This is a genomic window from Paenibacillus sp. NPDC058071 (assembly GCF_042885235.1).
Classification (GTDB): Bacteria; Bacillota; Bacilli; order Paenibacillales; family Paenibacillaceae; genus Pristimantibacillus.
Genome location: NZ_JBHVSK010000001.1, coordinates 315,356 through 332,416, shown reverse-complemented (window position 1 = coordinate 332,416; position 17,061 = coordinate 315,356). Strand labels below are relative to the sequence as shown.

Here is a 17,061-nt window from a genome sequence, read left to right as displayed (position 1 = left end):
AAAAGCAAATTCAATTTGATTTCGCGACAAATGTCTTTACAACGAAAAAACAGGATTCTCCTTGTACTCCTTTCATTGGCACTTGGTGTAGCAATCATCAGCCAGGCTGCATTGCTGGCCGAAGCAGTCCAGCGAATCTTTGTAGAGAAAGCTTCCTTCTCGTCAGTAATACTGTTGCTCGGGATACTGCTCGCTGTTATGGCTGTACGCACCCTGTTGACGTATGGCAACGGGAAAATTGGCTTGCATATGGCTGCCCATGCCAAGATGCATATGCGAGCTAACGTGCTGCAAAATCTGACCCATGCGTCTATAGCTTCATCCATGGACGGGCAGACGGGAGGAAAGGTCAGTGTTGCTCTGGATGCCGTGGATGAAGCTGACAGCTACTTCAGTCAGTACACGCCGCGTATGATGGAAGCAGCGATTATCCCTCTTCTGATTCTGGTCGTTACATTCACCCTACATGCCAACACAGGTTGGATCATGCTGTGTACAGCTCCATTTATCCCGTTGTTCATGATTCTGGTAGGCTTGCAAACGAAGAACAAATCCGAAGAAAAATATGCGCAGCTGTCCGAGTTCTCCGGTACTTTTCTGGACTCGCTTCAAGGACTGGTTACATTAAAAATATTTGGACGGGCTAATCGTCAAAAGCAGGAAATTGAACGCAGCAGCCTGGGTTATCGCGATACTACGATGGGCATCTTGAAAATTGCGTTTACGAACACCTTCATGCTGGAATCGATCGTTATGTTAAGCATCGGTATTGTTGCTCTAGAACTGGCTATACAGCTGCTCGTTTTCAAATCGATGACATTCCATACGGCCTTTCTCGTGTTGTTGCTCGTTCCCGAGTTTTACAGCCTGCTGAAAAATACGGGAACCGCTTTTCATAGCGGTCGAACCAGTATGGGGGCTATACGCAAGGTGGAGCAAATGCTTGCGGAAACCAGTAACACGAATATGCTCTCCGGTGGAGAAGAGATCGCGCACAACCATGAAGAAGAGGCAGCATACAAAAACGATATCAATGACAGGATGACACAAGAGGAAAGGGACACAGGTCGGACAGCACAACAGAAGCTGATTCCCATGCCACCGTCCATTGAACTGGTGAATGTCCGGTTTCAGTATGAGCCGCATTCATTTGAACTTGAGGCGGAGCAGATTTCCTTCAAACCTGGAGAAAATGTCGCGATTGTGGGCAAAAGCGGCTCCGGTAAAACGACCTTGCTGCATCTCATCTCCGGGTTATTAAAGCCAACAGCGGGATCAGTCCTGATTAACGGAAGCCTGCTTTCGCAATACGATGAGACTGCCTGCTTCGAGCATATTAGCTACATTACACAGCACCCGTATATTTTTGCAGGCACATTAGCTGAAAATATAGCGATTGGAGCGGGTGGGAATGTATCTCGGGCGGACATTGAACAGGCGGCTGAGGAAGCGGGACTTGCTGAGGTTACTGCCCAACTTGAGCAAGGAATGGATACCCTTGTCGGGGAAGGAGGCAGGGGACTATCTGGCGGGGAGAAACAAAGACTTGCTCTTGCACGTGCTTTTTTAAAGCGACCTGCCATCATTTTGTTTGATGAACCCACGGTTGGACTGGACCTGCACACCGAAAAGGTCCTGCAACGATCTATCGCATCGCTTGCCAAAACAGCAACGATGATTACGGTCGCTCACCGGTTATACACGATTCAGCAGGCAGACAACATTTTATTCATGGACAATGGCGTACTTGTAGACGCCGGAACACATCAAGAACTACTGGAGCGTTTGCCTCCGTATGCCGAGATGGTTCATATCCAGCGGAAAGGAGGGTTGGCATGAAGGAGAGTGTTGTTCTTTCTAAGGCCTTAATTCAGGAACGCAAGGATATTTTACTTTCCATTTTGTGCGGATTCATCGCAGGCACGGCAGGGGTGGCACTTTTTTCCGCGAGTGGATATCTGATCTCGCAAACGGTATTTGCACCGCCACTCTACACCTTAATTGTACTCACCTCGATGGTAAAACTGCTCGGTTTTCTGCGAGCGGCGACTCGTTACGGAGAACGCTTGGTTTCACACCGGGCAACGTTCTCCATACTGAGCCGCTTGCGGACCTCCTTTTTCGAGAGGCTCATCCCTGTAACGCCTGGAATTATTAGCAAAAACCGAAGCGGAGATCTGCTCGCGCGAATTGTTGGCGATGTGGAAAGCTTACAACATTATTTTTTGCGTGTTGCGTATCCGCCGATCATGGTCGTCATGGTGTTTTTGTCTACCGTACTGTTTACTGCTGTCTTTTCTTTCTGGATAGCGTGCTTGCTCGTCCTCGGCATGCTGATCACGGCGTTTGTTGTGCCCCGTATTGTATTGCATGGACAACGTAAAGTACACGGTCGCGTACGCCAGCAACGGGCGCTGCTTTCTACGGAAGTAACCGAAATGTTATATGGCTTCCGTGATTTAAAAGTATACGGACAATTGGCACAGCGGGAACAGAAGCTTCAACAGGCTGCCGCTGTGCTCGCAATCGAGCAACAACGAGCAGCCGGACACTTGCTTCGCGGGCAATCCATGCATATTTTTGTCACTTACCTCGTGACATGGGGTGTGGTGGCGATCGGCGCCTTTTTAATTATGAAGGGATCATTAGCTGGTGTATTTCTCGCCATGCTGATTCTGGCGACGCAGACGGTGTTCGAAGAAGCTGCAGCGATGGCTACTTTGCCCGCGTATAAGCAGGATAGCGAACACGCAGTGAAACGACTAGCTGAAGCTGTTCAGCTCTCCGATGAACAGCCTGCGCAACCAAGTGGAGAGTTGTCTGCGGATCAGGCCATTTCGGTTGAGCTATCTCATGTTACTTTTCAATATGAGGGAGAGTGGAGACCAGCGTTGAACAATCTTTCCCTGCATATTCCACCTGGCTCCAAAACAGCGATTGTTGGGTCCAGCGGATCAGGAAAGTCAACTATTATTGATCTGTTGCTTAAGTTACGCACTCCAACATCAGGCGATATTCAATTGAATGACGTTTCGATAAAAGAACTGGATGAAGCAAACATATGGCAAACCACTCATGTTGTGTTACAGCAAAGTCATTTTTTCAGAGGAACCGTTCGAGACAATTTGCTGCTGAATGGGGGAGAGCATGATGACGAGCAACTGGCGGCTGTGCTGGACAGCGTTCAACTGCCTCATATGTCGTTGAACGATACGGTATATGAAAAAGGAGAGAATCTGTCCGATGGCGAGAAGCAGCGGCTGGCTCTGGCACGGGCCGTGCTGCGCAAGGGAAGGTTATGGCTGTTGGATGAACCGACATCATCGCTGGATTATGTGACAGAAGAGCGGGTATTGCAATACCTCCTGACACAGGCGGCCGAAGATACACTTCTGTTGATCTGTCATCGGCTCACAGGACTTGAACAGATGGATCAGATTGTGGTCATGGATCGAGGCAGTATAGTGGAGACAGGTTCCTTTGCGGAACTGATGGAGCAAAAAGGAACCTTTTATGAGATGAAAAACATGGAGTTACAATTGATCGGAGACACAGCTTAAGTAGTCTAAACACACTCACCACACAGAAAAAGCTTGAGAAATCAGGCTTTTTCTTTTTGTATGCAGGGATGTTGTGTCTTGAGAAAAAGCACAGCTAAATTTCGTACTGCGATAATCCATTTGGGTTGTTTCGATCCGACTTAAATGCATAAGTTGAAATATATGTTAAAATTAATAGATCTAAAATAGGTATTTAAGTAATGACAATTAGTACGTAGTAAATTGATTATATTGAAATGACACATTTGGCGGATAAGGCGTACTATGGGTTATTTATATTATCCTCGCATAAATTTTCGAAATGGAGAGTTTATGAAAAAGACTATTGTTTTTGTATTAACGATACTTATATTATTCTCAGGATTCGCAACACAAAGTAATGCGTCGTTGTCAGATACGCAATCTGCGGCAATACAAGCGTTGCTGGATGATGCCTCTCGTATATCAGGTGTGCCGGGAATGTCAATCTCAATACTTGCTGATGATGAAGTGTTCTACTTTTCTTCCGGGTATGCAGACCGTGAAAGTGGATTGTCTGCAAGTGAAAATACACTATATGAGTTGGCCTCGGTCAGTAAAGCTTTTACCGGCATGGGTATTCTGCTGTTGGAAGAGCAAGGGCTGCTGTCAATGACTGATACTGTCCAAAAATATTTACCTTGGTTTACGTTAAAGTATCAAGGGAAACCTGTTGATATGCAAAGCCTTACACTCAATAACTTTCTTCACCATACTAGCGGCCTAACAAATGCTAGGCATACTCAAAATATTCCACAAGGCAATACGCCAGATTTGCTGCAAAAGACTGTGGAAATGCTGGTAGATGCTGAGTTGGCGTTCCCTCCCGGTAAACAGTATAACTATGGAACCGTTAATTATGACGTATTGGGTTTGGTTATTGAGATTGTGTCGGGACAAAGCTATGAAGACTTTATGAGGGAACAGGTATTTCAGCCGTTAGGTCTTCACCAGACGTATGTTTATAAAGAAGATGCTCAAGCCACCGGACAGTTGGCACAGGGCTACCGTTCTTCCTTTTTTATGACAACTTCATATAACGCGCCTGATTATTCCGGGAATAAACCCGCAGGCTACATCATTTCTTGTACAAAAGATATGGCGCGTTGGATGGGCATACAGATGGGTATTGTGCAGGACATACCCGAAATATTCCATACGGTTATCGAAAAATCACATCAGGGTGATATGTCTGTTCCGGCTGTCAACGAAATGTATTATGCGGCGGGCTGGTCGGTAAACGCCAACCAAACGATTATAGAGCACTCAGGGGGCAATCCCAATTTCGGAACCGAAGTGGCCATACTGCCAAATGAACGAACGGCCGTCTGCCTGCTGACCAACGGCGCAAATATCAATAGAAGCATGGTACTAAAAGTTAAAGATATATTAGACGGCAATCTAACACGATCATATGAAATAAGCGGCACACAGCTTTTGGACATCATTTTATCGTCTACCACAATTATTCTTTGCCTATTGGCCGTTCTGTTCTTTCTCTTAGGATCACGTAGAAGGAAAATGAATGAGCGGCAGCCAATGACAAAAAAGCGAATAATCGTAACAGCTATTTTGCTGATTGCTACGATTGCCCTGTGTATAATGTGCTGTGCATTAGATTGGTCAACGATACTTATTTGGCAAACATATAGTGTTCTTACAGCTTTGATTTCGTCGGCATTATTAACAGCAAGCATTACATGGTTTGTATACACTCACTGATATAATGCCTCGCTCCGAAAATAAGTATTTTGTTCGTTCGCCTTTTTGGTATATTGTGAAGTAGACATTAAGATTGTAATCACGGAAGAGTTGAGTCCAACAGGATGTGCCGAAAGGATATTAAGTTTTATTAAGTCCGATAAGGGTTACTCGGTATTTAAGAAATTAAGAAAAAGAGGAGAAATCGATGCCCAAGGCGATTGAGGAAAGAATTGAAGCCATTATTCATCGATTACAACCGGAAACCCATTATAAAAATAAATACGGCAAGGAAGCAACGTTAGAGGAACGAATGAAATATTACAACACGCCCGGGGTATCCATTGCGGTTATCAATAATTTCAAACTAGAATGGGCTCGGGGATTCGGGCTTCGCGAGGCGGGAAAACCCGAGCCGGTAACCGAAACGACACTCTTTCAAGCCGGGTCGATCAGTAAGCCAGTTTTTGCTTTAGCGGTCATGCGATTAGTTCAAGAAGGGAAATTGGATCTTGATCGTGACGTGAACGATTACTTAAAAACCTGGAAAATACCATCTGTTGCCGGCTGGCAGCCAATAGTAACGCTTCGGCAATTACTGAGTCATAGTGCCGGGCTTACTGTTCACGGATTTCCCGGTTACGTAACAACCGATGAAATTCCCACGGTTGTGCAAATTCTGAATGGACAACATCCGGCTAATACCTCGGCCGTGGAAGTCAATCTCATTCCAGGATTGCAATTCCGATATTCAGGAGGGGGCACAACCGTCGCACATCAGCTTGTTGTAGATTGGATGGGTGTACCTTTCGTTGAAATCATGAGCGAGTTGCTATTCAAACCGTTAGGCCTTGCGAACAGTACATACGAACAGCCGCTGCCGTCTCAATGGCATGAGTTTGCCGCAACTGCACACCCTTGGAAAGGCAGGCCCCTCCAAGGCAAATGGCATATCTATCCTGAAATGGCGGCCGCAGGCCTATGGACGACGCCTTCAGATCTTGCCCGTTTAGGCGTCGAATTGCAATTAGCATTGAAAAATAATTCGAATAGCATTCTTTCTGCGGACATGCTAAACCAAATGCTAACCGCCCAGGTCGAGAATCATGTGGGTATTGGCTTTTTCCTTGACGGTGAAGGGGAAAATGTCCGTTTCGGCCATAGCGGGTGGGATGAAGGTTTCGTAGCCCGGATCGTATTATCCAAACATCTCGGTTTTGGAGCTGTCATCATGATCAACTCGAATGAAGGCAATCCCATGCTAATTGAAATCGAGCAGGCCATCGCACGCGAATACGAATGGCCCGGCTATTTTCCTGACAAAATTTACGTTAATGTACCGAACAATATACTAAATGAATACGTAGGCGATTTTAAAACAGCATCTGGACTGCAAGCTTCAATCATACTGGATGGCAATCACTTGAACTTGCGAATTCAGGAACAGTCTCCAATTCGGCTATGCCCCGAATCGGAGACGAAATTTTCAACTGAAGGACCAAACGCAGTCGTCGATTTTGAAAGAAACGTTGATGGTCATGTTGTGGCATTGCATATTCAACAAGAGGGAAGATCATTCCGGGCGGACAAAAAATTTGATTAAGTTGCGCAACTGCTTCAATAGTAATGAATTAATCATTTTGTTGGAGAATGATGTTCAAGAAAAGAGCTGTCCCAAAAGTCACTGGGACTCAGGGCGGCTCTTTTGTTCTGTTATAAAGAAGTATTCCTCCAATCGCTGTTGCCCCGATGAACGCGAAAGTTGAGTTATTCATAGTACCCTTCAGTAGATTTTCTCAACGTTCTGAATTGATCAGCATCATGCCCGAACCACACTTGGGAATTCGTGCGGGCAGCCAAAGTACGAATTCTCTCCACTGTGTTTCGATAACCGATCAAATCATAAATAATACCAGGCGGCTTGACCGGCGGTCCAAAGCTTTCCGCGGTATAGATGGCATCAGAAGCTAGAATAATTCCGCCGGTTTCTGGCATTTCAATCTGGAGACCTAACATTCCCCATGCATGACCGCTTCCGAAATTCAAGATTTTGATACCATCTACCAAATCTAAGTTGTCTTCGCCTGGTTTGATCGTTTTCCATTGCAGCTTGTTTTTGATCCATGCATCAATATCAGCCCAAACGTAAGCACCTTCTTTTTCATTGCGGGCGTAGGTCTGCAGCGCTCCATTAAACTCATCCTCATGGACGATAATGGTCGCGTTCGTGAACATTTCGAGGCATCCTGCATGGTCCAGATGCAAGTGGGAGGCAACGACATACTTAATTTCCTCAGGTCTAACTTTAAGCTGCTCCAGTCGGTTGTGCAGGTAACATTCCTCGGTTGCCACCCACGGAGACGACATCTGGGTCGATTGTGCCCAACGCCCTTGCGTGCCCATTGAGTTGGGGTTGCAGGCTGTATCAAACAAGATTTTCCCCTCAGGATGATCAATCAATACCGTATAAATTGGAAATTCCACAAATTGCGTCGGGGCATTCCGATTATTAATTGTTGCTGGATTATGCATGGAGATAATCCAATTTTTATCCATGCTCATACGACCGTTATCCATTACATATAGCTTGGGATGCATTCTATTAATATTTGCCATGTTTAATTACCTGCCCATCGAAGTAATCCAGTACGAGGTAACCTTGCGCAAGCTGCAACAGTACTGGTATAGACATACAGTAATCTAATAAATAGAATGATATAAGTAGGCACTTTAAAGTGTCCAGGGAACTTCATAGTTCATAGGAGGGAAACTACTTGGCACATGCATCCACAACTAAACAAGCTGATATTTCGTTATCCAATTGCGGCTATAGTAAAGTTCTTGACATTATCTCTAACAAGTGGACTGCACTTGTTATATATGCCATGGAAAACGGTGAAATCAGATATGGCGAAATGCTTCGGAGGGTTGAGGGGATATCTAAAAAAATGCTTACCCAGACGGTACGCAAGCTGGAACGTGATGGATTGGTCCAACGACATATAACTCCTACAGTACCTCCAAGCGTTGAGTATTCACTAACAACATTAGGGGAAACATTGCTTCAGCCGATGAAAGAGTTAAGGCAGTGGGGAAGAGAAAATTTCACTCAAGTTGTAGAGGCGCGGGTTAAGTATGACTTTGCTTATGCTGCTGGTTCACATGAAGCCGACAGCATAAATGGATGAACTATACTATGGAAATATCACATCATATATAGCGCAGTTTTGGTTATGGATTATGACACAATAAATCAAAGCAAGGATAGGGCAGCTGATCAGAGGATGATCAGCTGCCCTTTTTATTGAGGTAAAGAGCAGCTCTTGCTTAAGAAAGTATCTTCTCTTGTTGGTTTTGCTTGTATCCCTCGAATATTTTATCTTGAATTTCATTATCTTCTCGTACAAGCTTAGCGCCGTTTAACATAACGTAGGCGCCACCGAATAGAAATATTCCCCCCAATATAATCCAATACAGCATTTTGATTTCTCCTCTCTCTTGTTGTTATTACACAGGATCTCGTAAATTAACCTGCACCTTCATAATCTATTATGAGAAATAAAGTGATAAACAAAAATGACTCAAAGGGGCTAGATACATTGAGGTATGTTACAGACTTTTGAACAATAAGAACGCAAGTAGATGATCATATGCATGCACCCGAGGGAGTGAAAATAATTGTCCCTATGTGTTCATGTTTTTTTCATAATTTCTGACTCTATCGAGTCATGCGAACCGTAAATTTCACTCTTAGAATGAAAATTAGCGGAAACGCAAGGCGTTACAAACATTGAGGTGGTGAATAAGTGAGAAAAAGAATGATAGCATGGCTTGTTGTACTGTTTGCAGCACTAAGCTTCCTAACAGCATGCTCGAGTGAAGCGCCCGATAACCAGGAGGAAGTGGAAGTACAGCTTCAAACAGAACCGGAAACGGTCATTGCGGGGAATACGACTGAACTACGGGCTCTTATTACTGGAATGGATGTACCCAAAGATGCGACAGTAACGTTCGACATTCGAGTTAACAACCAGTATAAGCTGGTCGATGCCGTAAATGAAGGCAAGGGCGAATTTAGCGGCGCATTTATTTTCCCTGAAAAAGGAAAGCAAACTGTCTATGTCCATTTCTATGTGAACGATATCCATCTAACTAAGAAAAAATGGGTAGAGGTCCAATGACGGTCATTCAAAAAAGATGGTCCGTATGGACATTAGTCCTTTTAATGTCCATACTCCATGCGGGCACAGCTTCAGCAAAGCCTGAGCCGCTCGATTTGCAGAAGATGATCGATCAAGCAAAGCCGGGAGATGCGATTGAGCTGGCGCCAGGCACGTATGCGGGGCCGGTTAAGATCAACAAACCGTTGACGATTCAAGCCACCCATAATGGAACTGTTATTCTGCAAAATGACGACGGAACGGATCCGGCAATAACCGTAAATGCTGATCAAACGACGATTGCGGGCTTGCGAATCAGCGATGAAATCGGCAAAGAAAGCGCAACCGTGCTCGTAACTGGGAATCAAGCAACACTGAAAGACATGCAAATTGTAACCGGATCTGACGGAATCGCTGTACGCGATGCGAATGAAGGCGTCATATCCGGTATAAAAATCGATTGGGCTGCGGATGGCGTACGAATGGCTGACAAAGGCAATGGCATTGATTTGTTTAATGCGCATGGTTGGCAAATCAGCAATAATACTATTCGTGATATGCATGACGGTATTTACATGGAATACAGCGATAATGCCGTCGTGTCTCGCAACACAATCGAACGTTCTCGTTACGGCGTTCATTGCATGTATACGGTAGGTACGGTTATTAAAGAAAACGAAGGAAAGATGAACGTAACCGGCGCGATGGTGATGACGGCAACAAAAGTAATGGTTGTCGGCAATACGTTCTCAAAGCAAAGCGAAAATGTCAATTCACAAGGCATATTGCTTTATGATGCTCATCTAATTACTGTCCAGGACAATACCGTTGATGGTAACCGGGTCGGGTTGTACGTAGAGCAGTCATCCAATAACAAATTGATGAATAATCGAGTGAGTTACAACTTTATAGGCATTCAATTGCTAGAAGCTAACGACAACCCGATTGAGAGCAATCAGTTTGTCGGTAATGTAGCTGACGCGCAAGCCCGGGGCAGCGAAAACAACGAGCTGACAGCAAACTATTGGGACGGCTTTCAAGGCATAGACACAGACGGCGACGGCAAAAGCAACATTAAGTACGAAATTAATCCGTTCTTTCAGGGACTGACCAAAAAACGTCCTGCGTTTCAATTGTTTTTCCATTCGCCTGGCATGAATTTTCTTGAGGAACTATATCAGACAGACAAGGCTCTCTGGACAAAAGATGTCTCTCCGTTGATGGCTCCGCCCGACAGCTCGTTACATGGGGAAGGTAAAAATGACGGTATTCTGACGGGGCTAACGGGCTTAGGATTGTTAGGCTGTTCGGCGTTAATTATTTTTAGAATGAGGAGACGAAGCGAATGAAAGCTAGAATCAGTGCGTCCATTATGGTATTCGTTGCAATATTGATGCTTACCGCTTGCGGCGGGGAAAAGGTTGAGCCCCAGGCCATTAACGAGGAAACGGATGTATGCGTTATTTGCAAGATGGCCGTTAAAGACGATCAATTTGCCACTCAAATCGTTACAAAAGATGGGCAATCGCTTAAATTTGACGATATCGGTTGCTTGAATACATGGAAGAAGGAGAATGGCACCGATACGATTGGGGCAGCATTTGTCCGCGACTATAACAGCAAGCAATGGATTCGCTACGAGAAAGCCTACTACGCTTACGATTCATCTTACAAGACGCCGATGGCATATGGAATCGTATCATTTGAGTCGGAGCAAGAAGCACAGGCATTTATTCATGAACAGGGAGCGGGCCAGTTGATGACTGCAGACGATCTTGCAACTCACACATGGGAAGTCAACCGCGACATGATGAAAATGGACGGTGGTGATCATGGCCACTCTTCGGATGGAGCACATGAATCGGAGAATCCCGGACATACGTCTGGACAGGAGCAGCATTCTGGTAACGAGCAGAGTAATGGAGGACACGGTGCTTGAGTGAAACAGGATATGTAGCAATAAGAGAGATGAAGATTGGCTTTCGCAATCCTTGGGCCTACTCCTTTATGGCTCTGTTCGCTCTATTTATGTTTAGCCTTCTATTGATTAATGCACAGGGATATGTGACAGGTTACTCGGGCATTAGCGGAACGATGCTGAATTTGGCATTGTATTTACTGCCCCTGATGGCTTTGATGCTAGGATCTTTTTCGTTGACAAGCGAAAAGGAGGAGGGAAACTGGGAGCTGCTGTCCACTTATCCGCTACGTACCTGGTCGTTCTTGACAGGGAAATATATCGGGCTGGCGGTCGTACTGGTGACGATTGTCGCCATAGGTTTCGGGCTGTCCGGCGCAGCCGGGTGGCTGCTTGGCGGCGGTTTTGATTTTATTACGTATAGGCGGCTGCTGGCTTTCTCGATTGGTCTTTCTTTATTTTATCTTAGTGCCGCTATGGTAGTCGGAACGCTTGCGCGAAATCGCTGGCAAGCTCTTACCGTAGCAGTCGGCATTTGGTTTTTCACTATTATTGCCTGGCCGTCTATTCTCATCGCCACGCTTGGCATGATGCCTTACCCTTGGATCAAACCAGCAGTAACCGCGTTAACCTTTCTTAATCCGGCTGAATTGACTCGGCTATTTACGGTAGTCAAGTTAGGCGGCAGCTCGACGCTTGGGCCAGAGTATTATCAATGGATGGTTTGGATGGAGTCATCTCGAGGAACGCCGGTATTTCTAGGAGTGATGCTGGTCTGGATCGCGGTTGCTTTATCCATGGCTATCAGCCTTTGGGAAAAGGGGAGAAGACATGGCTGATTTACTGGTTCAATTCGATGCGGTCCATAAAGCATTCAAGGGGCGTACTGTTATTGACAATATCAATTTAAATATTGAAAGTGGCGAAGTCGTCGCCCTTTGCGGCGGCAACGGTGCTGGCAAAAGCACGCTGCTTCGCATGCTAGCTGGCATATTGCATCCAACAAGCGGTACCATTTCAGTGAGTGGAGTAAGCTGGAAGAAAGATCGAAGGCTTTATGCAAGGCAAATGGGTTATATGCCGGATGATTATCGGTTCAGTGCCGGACTAACAGCAAAGGAAACGATGCTCTTCTGGGCAAGGCTTCGCGGTCTGGGGAAAGACCGCGCATTGGAGGTATTGGAGCAGGTCGGACTTGCCGATACGGGAAGCAAGCCCGTCGCCTCTTTTTCTAAAGGCATGCGTCAGCGTGTGCTATTTGCGCAGGCATTGCTGGCAAAACCTCGGCTCATTGTTATGGATGAGCCTACCAACGGGCTGGATCCCTATTGGATGGAAACCTTCGTCATGCTTGTCCGCCAGTCAGCGGCGACAGGTCAAACCGTTGTGTTCTCGACGCACCAACTACAGATTGCCGAAGTTTTGGCGGATCGCATTGTTTTTTTGCGGGATGGGAATGTCGTGCTTGACGGTCGCCAGTCAGATATTCATGCCCAGTATGGAACTGCAGGCTTGCAAGAAGCTTTTGGAGGGCTATTCGGAATACCGGAAATTAAGCATTCATTACAATAACGCATACAGGCAGCAGTCGGCGAGGTTATCCGGCTGGCTGCCTGTATTTATAGCATTCATTGAAGGAAGGAGTTGCTGCAGAAATTGGCTGTCCGCAAAATGATTCTATTGTTGATCCTTATCGTTTTATTAACAGGGGCGGCTTTCGCCATACTTGATTTTGATCCTCCGCCAGAACAATCTGCGGTTCCCGGTGACTCGGCTCCGCCATTTGCAACAATTGACTTGCGGGAAGCGCCAGTATCATTAGCCGACTACAAAGGAAAAGGCGTATTGCTTAATTTTTGGGCATCTTGGTGCAATCCATGCGTCAACGAACTGCCTTTGCTGAATGAAGCATATAAGCTGACCGGAATCGAAATGCTTGCGATTAATGTGGGAGAAAAACCGGAAGTTGTACAAAAGTTTGTAGACCGATATGGGCTGGCTTTTCCAATCGCAATGGATATGAAAATGGCTATTAAGCAGCAGTACCGCGTTGTTGGCTTACCGCTTACCGTGCTCGTTAACAAAGACGGAAAAATTGTAGCCAGGCACGAGGGTGAACTGACAGATATGGTTGATATTATTGCTTTAATGAACCAGACAAAGTAGATATAAGCCTTGCATAGAAAGGGGATTTAATTGTTGACCTACAGACAAATAAAATGGCTGATTCTTACGATTCCTACGTTGACCATCGGCATGTGGGAATATATAAGACATGAGTTTTTGCTGCCCTATATTTCTATGGAGCTTGGCAACTGGCTAGCACCGTTACTAGTTCTAATCGTAACGCTTTTATTCTTAACCAAGCTGTTTTCGATGATCGAGCAAATACAAGAAGAGCTAAATCGCTCAAGGGCTGTGCAAGCGGTATTAGAGGAACGAGAAAAAATTGCTCGTGAATTACACGACGGGATTGCCCAATCCTTGTTTTTCTTAAATACATTAGTTGCAAGAATGGAGCGGCTTCAGCAACCAGGAGGGTTGTCTTTTGACAAGTTGAAAGAAAGCGTACACCGTACAAACGACTACGTGAGACAGGCTATTGCCAATTTGCGCCGTCCAGCTGAGACTCACCGAAATCCTTGGCTGCAAAGCATGGAGAGCTTAATGGATGAGCTGCGACGGGAAACCGATATTCAATTTGACTCCGTAATGGAAATTCCGGATTTGTTACTCATTGCGAAAGAGAAGGTCGAGTTGATGGCAATCATCCGCGAGGCCTTATTAAACAGTTATAAGCACGCCGAAGCAACTCGTGTTCTTATTAAAGGAACCGCCTTTCGCAACGGGTGGCGATGTGAAATTATAGATAACGGCAAAGGGTTCGATCCGGAGACGGTCTCTTCAGGAAATCGGTATGGACTTAAAATGATGCGCGATCGGGCCAACAACATGCAATGGAGCTTGCAGTTTGAGAGGGAAGCCGAAGAAACGAAAGTGATTGTCATCAAGGAGGCTACGTGAGATGCCAGTATTCCGCGTAATTATTATCGACGACAGCGAACTAGCAAGAGAAGCAATTCGGCTAATTCTGGAAGGAGATCCTACATTCGAAGTGGTAGCAGAAGGGAGCAGTGGCGAAGAGGCGCTGACTCTTGCAGAACAATGGATGCCCGATTTGATTTTAATGGATTTACAAATGCCTGGAATGGATGGACTTGAGGCGACCAAGCGACTGAAAGAGAAGCTTCCTTATATCAAAGTTGTGATGGTGACTGTCTCGGACGATATCACTCATTTGTTCGACGCATTCAAAAAAGGTGCTCAGGGCTATTTACTGAAAAACTTAAAGCCCGAATCGTGGCTCGAATATCTCAGAGCGATCGCCGTGGACGAAGCGCCAATAACGCAGGAGCTCGCATTTCGCATTCTGAAAGAATTATCTCCGGTAGGCAGAGAAATGAATACGTACAACCCGCTTACCGGACGGGAGCAGGAGCTATTAAAGTTAGTAGCCAAAGGTATGAGCAATAAGGATATTTCGTGCTTCCTAAACATTTCTGAGCATACCGTTAAAAATCATTTAAAAAATATACTGCAAAAGCTTCAATTAGAAAACAGAGCCCAGCTGACAAGATATGCGTACGAGCAAAGCTGGATGCATAAAAAATAGTAGATGAATTTATCCCGCGATTGAATAAAATTGATAGACCTGAGAATGTCCGCATGGTTTTTTGATTTGATAATTAGAGTAGCTTGTTGAGCTTGATACAAATAAGAAAATTGTGGCCAGAGAGAGGATTGTAATTAGCACCCCCATCTATTGATATAGATGGGGGTGCTAAGACTTTAGCGTTGTGGTGCCCAACTTTGACACTATCTAGGGATGGGGCGTGGTCACCGATGTTAAGATCTATACAGCGGTTAAGTGAATACTTTTACAGAGCAAGTTTCGCGATAGCTTTTTCAGCATTTGGTACAGCATTTTCCGCAAGTTGCGAGATGTTTAAGCCTTCGGCTCTTATTGTTTGTACATCGTCGATTCCGATAAATCCTAAAACTTGACGTAAATAGGGCTCCACAAAATCCGACTGCTTCCACGGACCTTCACTGAATACACCGCCAGAAGATAAGACCAAGACAGCCTTTTTATTTTTTGCTAATCCTAGAACACCTGATTCAGCATAGCTAAAGGTCTTACCAGGACGAACGACAAGATCAATCCAAGCTTTGAGCAAAGACGGGATGCCGAAGTTCCACATAGGGCTGGCAATAACTAAAAGATCAGAAGCTAGAAGTTCCTCTGTAAGTTGATCCGATAGGTGAGCAGACTCTTTGTTCGCCTGTACTTCCTCCGGTATTTTTGAGGCAATGGCTTTTAGAGTACTATCATCAAGATGAGGAATCGATTCTTTAGTAAGATCACGATACACAAACTTGGCTTCTGGAAATTCCTCATGTAGTCGAACTGAAAGTTTTTGAGTTGCTGCGCGACTTGCTGACACTGAACCTCTTGGGCTTGTTTCAATTATCAAAATTTGGTTCATGAATAACACTTCCTTTTATTTATTGGTGACTTAAGTAATCATTTAGACGATGACGTTAGCGCGTTCCACGCCGCTAAAGAGTCCATGTAATCTCTCCAATGCACGATCTTTCTGTTTTCAATCGTGACGATGGAGACAAACCTATTGTCGTAAGGTACACCTGATGCCAGAATAGTACCGTGAACTGCGTATTCAAGAATCACTACACGACTATCTTGCGAGTGGTGCACGACAAGATTATCCGACGAGTGGAGCTTGATATTATGACCATATCCCGAGTAAAGAGCCATCAAATCGACGCGACCCTGAATAGATGGTGGCCAACCGGGAAAGTTATAAAGAAACTCGAATACTGCATCTTCTGCGATGGTATCGAAATAATGCTCGCCATCCACGATACCACTTAATCCTTTTTGAACGATTTCAAAAAAGGGATCGAGGGCTTCAAAATCTGTAAATGTATCCTCTCGCATTGTTAGCACTCTCCTTAATTGTGATACTTACTTCTACACAGTATAATATAAATGGCACTTCCGTATTCAACAAGAAGGCACTTTAAAATTAGTAACTAACATGGGGGTTAGTCATGGAGAATGCTAATAAAAATAATCACTTTAATCCGGCTTTTGTCTGCGGATATAAAGATCCTGATGCTGTTCGAGAGCTTTTGACAAGAGTTGGCGATAGGTGGAGTATCTTGCTGATTCTTACTCTTTTCAAATTACATGAAAGCCGTGCACGGTTTTCTGAATTGGAAAATTCAATTCCTGGAATTTCTCAAAGAATGCTGACGTTGACTTTGCGAAATTTGGAGCGTGATGGACTAATTGAAAGAGAACTGTTTCCAGAAGTTCCGCCACGTGTTGAATATGAGCTCACAAATCTAGGGAAAAGTTTGATTCGGCCATTGGAAGGCCTTATAGATTGGGTAACAATTAATTGGGAAGAAGTAAATAAAGCTCAAGTTCAGTACGACTCGAAATAATTCACATCGTGCAGAACGCATGAAGAATAAAAAGACCGGTTCCCATAACAAAGCACAAAAGTCGCTTACCTGCGACTTTTGTGCTTTGTTATGGACAAATTCTATAACACAACTTTTATGATTTGGGTTTTTGGGTATACACTGTTGTCATTAATTATTAGTGTAATCTCTA

Annotated in this window: 18 protein-coding genes; 14 read left to right on the top strand and 4 right to left on the bottom strand. The window is 44.9% G+C overall.

Annotation, left to right across the window (positions count from 1 at the left end; all coding sequences use genetic code 11):
* Nucleotides 1–30 precede the first annotated feature (30 nt).
* The 4 genes from cydD to ACFVTB_RS01450 all read left to right on the top strand — a co-directional run bounded on the left by cydD (nt 31) and on the right by ACFVTB_RS01450 (nt 6,882).
* The gene (cydD, locus tag ACFVTB_RS01465) at nt 31–1,839 is read left to right on the top strand and encodes a thiol reductant ABC exporter subunit CydD (RefSeq protein ID WP_387744900.1); all 1,809 of its coding nucleotides are present in this window, start codon (nt 31–33) and stop codon (nt 1,837–1,839) included.
* Entirely contained in the window at nt 1,836–3,560 is a 1,725-nt protein-coding gene (gene cydC, locus ACFVTB_RS01460) for a thiol reductant ABC exporter subunit CydC (RefSeq protein WP_387744063.1), read from the top strand. Before cydD ends, cydC begins: the two co-directional genes overlap by 4 nt.
* Nucleotides 3,561–3,872: 312 nt before the next feature.
* Nucleotides 3,873–5,300, top strand: coding sequence for a serine hydrolase domain-containing protein (locus tag ACFVTB_RS01455; RefSeq protein ID WP_387744060.1), 1,428 nt, complete (start codon nt 3,873–3,875; stop codon nt 5,298–5,300).
* A 187-nt stretch (nt 5,301–5,487) separates the two neighbouring features.
* Entirely contained in the window at nt 5,488–6,882 is a 1,395-nt protein-coding gene (locus ACFVTB_RS01450) for a serine hydrolase domain-containing protein (protein WP_387744057.1), read from the top strand.
* Between the two features lie 164 nt (nt 6,883–7,046).
* On the opposite strand, the gene ahlS is transcribed toward ACFVTB_RS01450, so the two are convergent.
* Nucleotides 7,047–7,895, bottom strand: a complete 849-nt coding sequence (gene ahlS, locus ACFVTB_RS01445) for an AhlS family quorum-quenching N-acyl homoserine lactonase (RefSeq protein ID WP_387744054.1) — start codon at nt 7,893–7,895, stop codon at nt 7,047–7,049.
* A 158-nt stretch (nt 7,896–8,053) separates the two neighbouring features.
* On the opposite strand from ahlS, the gene ACFVTB_RS01440 reads away from it, so the two are divergent.
* A complete protein-coding gene (locus ACFVTB_RS01440) occupies nt 8,054–8,467 on the top strand; it encodes a winged helix-turn-helix transcriptional regulator (protein WP_387744051.1) in 414 nt (137 codons plus the stop codon).
* 139 nt (nt 8,468–8,606) lie between these two features.
* Here the strand turns inward: ACFVTB_RS01440 and ACFVTB_RS01435 are convergent, their stop codons facing one another.
* On the bottom strand, nt 8,607–8,759 hold the full coding sequence (locus tag ACFVTB_RS01435; RefSeq protein WP_387744048.1) for a hypothetical protein: 153 nt from the start codon (nt 8,757–8,759) through the stop codon (nt 8,607–8,609).
* Nucleotides 8,760–9,085: 326 nt separating this feature from the next.
* Here ACFVTB_RS01435 and ACFVTB_RS01430 point away from each other — a divergent pair, with 326 nt between their 5' ends.
* The 8 genes from ACFVTB_RS01430 (at nt 9,086) to ACFVTB_RS01395 (ending at nt 15,030) form a co-directional block, all read left to right on the top strand.
* The gene (locus tag ACFVTB_RS01430) at nt 9,086–9,460 is read left to right on the top strand and encodes a hypothetical protein (RefSeq protein WP_387744045.1); all 375 of its coding nucleotides are present in this window, start codon (nt 9,086–9,088) and stop codon (nt 9,458–9,460) included.
* Nucleotides 9,457–10,788: a right-handed parallel beta-helix repeat-containing protein gene (locus ACFVTB_RS01425; RefSeq protein WP_387744042.1), complete on the top strand. Its 1,332-nt coding sequence runs from the start codon at nt 9,457–9,459 to the stop codon at nt 10,786–10,788. The genes ACFVTB_RS01430 and ACFVTB_RS01425 overlap by 4 nt, the downstream gene beginning before the upstream one ends.
* Nucleotides 10,785–11,378, top strand: coding sequence for a nitrous oxide reductase accessory protein NosL (locus tag ACFVTB_RS01420; protein WP_387744039.1), 594 nt, complete (start codon nt 10,785–10,787; stop codon nt 11,376–11,378). The genes ACFVTB_RS01425 and ACFVTB_RS01420 overlap by 4 nt, the downstream gene beginning before the upstream one ends.
* A complete protein-coding gene (locus ACFVTB_RS01415) occupies nt 11,375–12,196 on the top strand; it encodes an ABC transporter permease (RefSeq protein WP_387744036.1) in 822 nt (273 codons plus the stop codon). The genes ACFVTB_RS01420 and ACFVTB_RS01415 overlap by 4 nt, the downstream gene beginning before the upstream one ends.
* Nucleotides 12,189–12,929: an ABC transporter ATP-binding protein gene (locus tag ACFVTB_RS01410; protein WP_387744033.1), complete on the top strand. Its 741-nt coding sequence runs from the start codon at nt 12,189–12,191 to the stop codon at nt 12,927–12,929. The genes ACFVTB_RS01415 and ACFVTB_RS01410 overlap by 8 nt, the downstream gene beginning before the upstream one ends.
* Nucleotides 12,930–13,013: 84 nt before the next feature.
* Complete coding sequence (locus tag ACFVTB_RS01405) at nt 13,014–13,523, top strand: redoxin domain-containing protein (protein ID WP_387744030.1); 510 nt, start codon at nt 13,014–13,016, stop codon at nt 13,521–13,523.
* Nucleotides 13,524–13,601: 78 nt separating this feature from the next.
* Complete coding sequence (locus ACFVTB_RS01400; protein WP_387744027.1) at nt 13,602–14,381, top strand: sensor histidine kinase; 780 nt, start codon at nt 13,602–13,604, stop codon at nt 14,379–14,381.
* Nucleotide 14,382: 1 nt separating this feature from the next.
* Nucleotides 14,383–15,030 (top strand): response regulator, encoded by a 648-nt coding sequence (locus ACFVTB_RS01395; RefSeq protein ID WP_387744025.1) that lies wholly within the window; start codon nt 14,383–14,385, stop codon nt 15,028–15,030.
* A gap of 265 nt (nt 15,031–15,295) precedes the next feature.
* Here the strand turns inward: ACFVTB_RS01395 and ACFVTB_RS01390 are convergent, their stop codons facing one another.
* The gene (locus ACFVTB_RS01390) at nt 15,296–15,904 is read right to left on the bottom strand and encodes an FMN-dependent NADH-azoreductase (protein WP_387744022.1); all 609 of its coding nucleotides are present in this window, start codon (nt 15,902–15,904) and stop codon (nt 15,296–15,298) included.
* Between the two features lie 38 nt (nt 15,905–15,942).
* Nucleotides 15,943–16,377 (bottom strand): nuclear transport factor 2 family protein, encoded by a 435-nt coding sequence (locus ACFVTB_RS01385; RefSeq protein WP_387744019.1) that lies wholly within the window; start codon nt 16,375–16,377, stop codon nt 15,943–15,945.
* A 113-nt stretch (nt 16,378–16,490) separates the two neighbouring features.
* Here ACFVTB_RS01385 and ACFVTB_RS01380 point away from each other — a divergent pair, with 113 nt between their 5' ends.
* The gene (locus tag ACFVTB_RS01380; RefSeq protein WP_387744017.1) at nt 16,491–16,889 is read left to right on the top strand and encodes a winged helix-turn-helix transcriptional regulator; all 399 of its coding nucleotides are present in this window, start codon (nt 16,491–16,493) and stop codon (nt 16,887–16,889) included.
* Nucleotides 16,890–17,061 lie beyond the last annotated feature (172 nt).

What these genes read in the sequence shown, in the direction of transcription:
- ACFVTB_RS01380 (WP_387744017.1), top strand. Translation starts at nt 16,491, where the DNA reads ATGGAGAATGCTAATAAAAATAATCACTTTAATCCGGCTTTTGTCTGC.
- ACFVTB_RS01420 (WP_387744039.1), top strand. Translation starts at nt 10,785, where the DNA reads ATGAAAGCTAGAATCAGTGCGTCCATTATGGTATTCGTTGCAATATTG.
- cydD (WP_387744900.1), top strand. Translation starts at nt 31, where the DNA reads ATGTCTTTACAACGAAAAAACAGGATTCTCCTTGTACTCCTTTCATTG.
- ACFVTB_RS01450 (WP_387744057.1), top strand. Translation starts at nt 5,488, where the DNA reads ATGCCCAAGGCGATTGAGGAAAGAATTGAAGCCATTATTCATCGATTA.
- ACFVTB_RS01455 (WP_387744060.1), top strand. Translation starts at nt 3,873, where the DNA reads ATGAAAAAGACTATTGTTTTTGTATTAACGATACTTATATTATTCTCA.
- cydC (WP_387744063.1), top strand. Translation starts at nt 1,836, where the DNA reads ATGAAGGAGAGTGTTGTTCTTTCTAAGGCCTTAATTCAGGAACGCAAG.
- ACFVTB_RS01410 (WP_387744033.1), top strand. Translation starts at nt 12,189, where the DNA reads ATGGCTGATTTACTGGTTCAATTCGATGCGGTCCATAAAGCATTCAAG.
- ahlS (WP_387744054.1), bottom strand. Translation starts at nt 7,895, where the DNA reads ATGGCAAATATTAATAGAATGCATCCCAAGCTATATGTAATGGATAAC.
- ACFVTB_RS01435 (WP_387744048.1), bottom strand. Translation starts at nt 8,759, where the DNA reads ATGCTGTATTGGATTATATTGGGGGGAATATTTCTATTCGGTGGCGCC.
- ACFVTB_RS01385 (WP_387744019.1), bottom strand. Translation starts at nt 16,377, where the DNA reads ATGCGAGAGGATACATTTACAGATTTTGAAGCCCTCGATCCCTTTTTT.
- ACFVTB_RS01395 (WP_387744025.1), top strand. Translation starts at nt 14,383, where the DNA reads ATGCCAGTATTCCGCGTAATTATTATCGACGACAGCGAACTAGCAAGA.
- ACFVTB_RS01390 (WP_387744022.1), bottom strand. Translation starts at nt 15,904, where the DNA reads ATGAACCAAATTTTGATAATTGAAACAAGCCCAAGAGGTTCAGTGTCA.
- ACFVTB_RS01425 (WP_387744042.1), top strand. Translation starts at nt 9,457, where the DNA reads ATGACGGTCATTCAAAAAAGATGGTCCGTATGGACATTAGTCCTTTTA.